The 1,473-nt window shown below is 74.2% G+C and carries 2 protein-coding genes; one reads left to right on the top strand and one right to left on the bottom strand.

The genetic code is table 11. The annotated features are described in order from the left end of the window. A partial coding sequence (locus tag ACFWXO_RS45535; protein ID WP_380533181.1) for an MMPL family transporter occupies positions 1-524 on the bottom strand: 524 nt, incomplete at its 3' end. A 163-nt stretch (positions 525-687) separates the two neighbouring features. On the opposite strand from ACFWXO_RS45535, the gene ACFWXO_RS45530 reads away from it, so the two are divergent. Next, the gene (locus tag ACFWXO_RS45530; RefSeq protein WP_380533178.1) at positions 688-1,218 is read left to right on the top strand and encodes a MarR family winged helix-turn-helix transcriptional regulator; all 531 of its coding nucleotides are present in this window, start codon (positions 688-690) and stop codon (positions 1,216-1,218) included. Positions 1,219-1,473 lie beyond the last annotated feature (255 nt).

The raw sequence follows: 1,473 nt of genomic DNA, 5'->3' as shown, positions 1-1,473 counted from the left end.
GTGATCAGCAGCAGGACGGCGACCACCGAGGCGGTGGCGATCAGCAGGTCGGTGTCCGCGCCGGCGAAGACCTTGCCGATGTCCGCGCGGAAGGCGGGCCCTCCGGTGACCTCCGCGTGCAGGGACGCGGGCAGGTCCCGTGCGGCGGCGCTACGGATCCGGTCGACGGCGGTGGCGTTCTCGTCGTCGCCCCAGCCGGTGGCCAGGACGACGGCGACGGTCGCGACCTTGTCCTCGACGAACCGGGGCGCGGCTGCGGCCGGGGCGGTCCCCATGGTGCCGAGCACGGTCGCGCGTTCGGAGATGACGGCCCGCTGGGCGTCGCTGAGGGGGCTGTTGTCGGTGTTGCTGTAGACCACGAGTGCCGGGGCGGCAGCACCGGACGGGAAGGTCCGGAGGATCTCGGCGACCTGGGCGGACTGGGCGGAGGCAGGCAGGCCGATGCCGGTCGCCTTCGTGGTGGTGGCGTCACCGGGGCCCAGCGCGAACGCCGCGCCCAGGCCGATGACGGTCAGGAGCAGCACGAGCCACGCGGTCGTCCGTGGCCTCGCGAGCAGGCCCCCCGCCGGGGACGGTCGGTCGGTGGGCTGCGGCCCGGCGTGCAGGGTCGGGGAAGGGGACACGGGAACGCACACCCTCAAAGTCGTTAAGTTACTTAGCGATAGCTACCGTGGCAGACTTCTCCGTATGGCGCAACACCCGTCCTTCGGAGCCGGACCGGATTCGGATTCCGGACAACGCGAAACCGCCCGCCCGCACGGCGCGCCGGCGGGCGACGAGCTCTCCCGGACGCTGCGCGACGTGCTCACCCTGACCCAGCTCGCCCGCGCGGTCCTCGCCGAGCGTCTCGGCATGCCGCTCACCAACGTCGAGGCCGTCGAGCACGTGGTCATGGCAAGCGGTGCGGGCGAGCCGATCGGCCCGGTCGAACTCTCCCGCCGCCTCGGCGTCACCAGCGCCGCCGGGACCCAGTCCGTCAACCGGCTCGTCTCCGAAGGGCACATGACGCGCGGCCCCCACCCCAGCGACCGCCGCCGCCAGATCCTGGGCGTCACGGACAGCGGGCTCACCCATGTGATGGGCGAACTCACCCCGCTCCTGGAACTCCTCCACGCGGCGTCCACGGATCTGGACGAGACCGAACGCGCCGCAGCGAAGCGCTATCTGGACAACGTGACCGAGGCCTACCGCACCTACCTGGCACTGGCAGCCGAATAGCAGCGCTCGGGGCTCGCCACCGCAGCGGCGGCAGCACCTTGGCGCGAGACGGCTCGGCGAGGCCCACCGGCGGGACACCGGTGGCACGCGTGTACGGGCCGGTCGAAGAACGACCGGCAGCACGGCACAGGCGGCTGGAGACGGTGTTCAGGCCGTGCCGGCCAGGACGGCCGCCGCGGCGGGCGCCCGGGGGGGGGGGGGCCCGGGGGGCGCCCCCCCCCCCCGGCGCCCCCCCCCCCCCCCCCCCCCCCCCGC

Origin of the sequence: Kitasatospora sp. NPDC059088 (genome assembly GCF_042738155.1) — a bacterium.
Taxonomy (GTDB): domain Bacteria; phylum Actinomycetota; class Actinomycetes; order Streptomycetales; family Streptomycetaceae; genus Kitasatospora.
The sequence above is the reverse complement of the archived record's forward strand: the minus strand, read 5'-3'. Positions and strand labels throughout refer to the sequence as shown.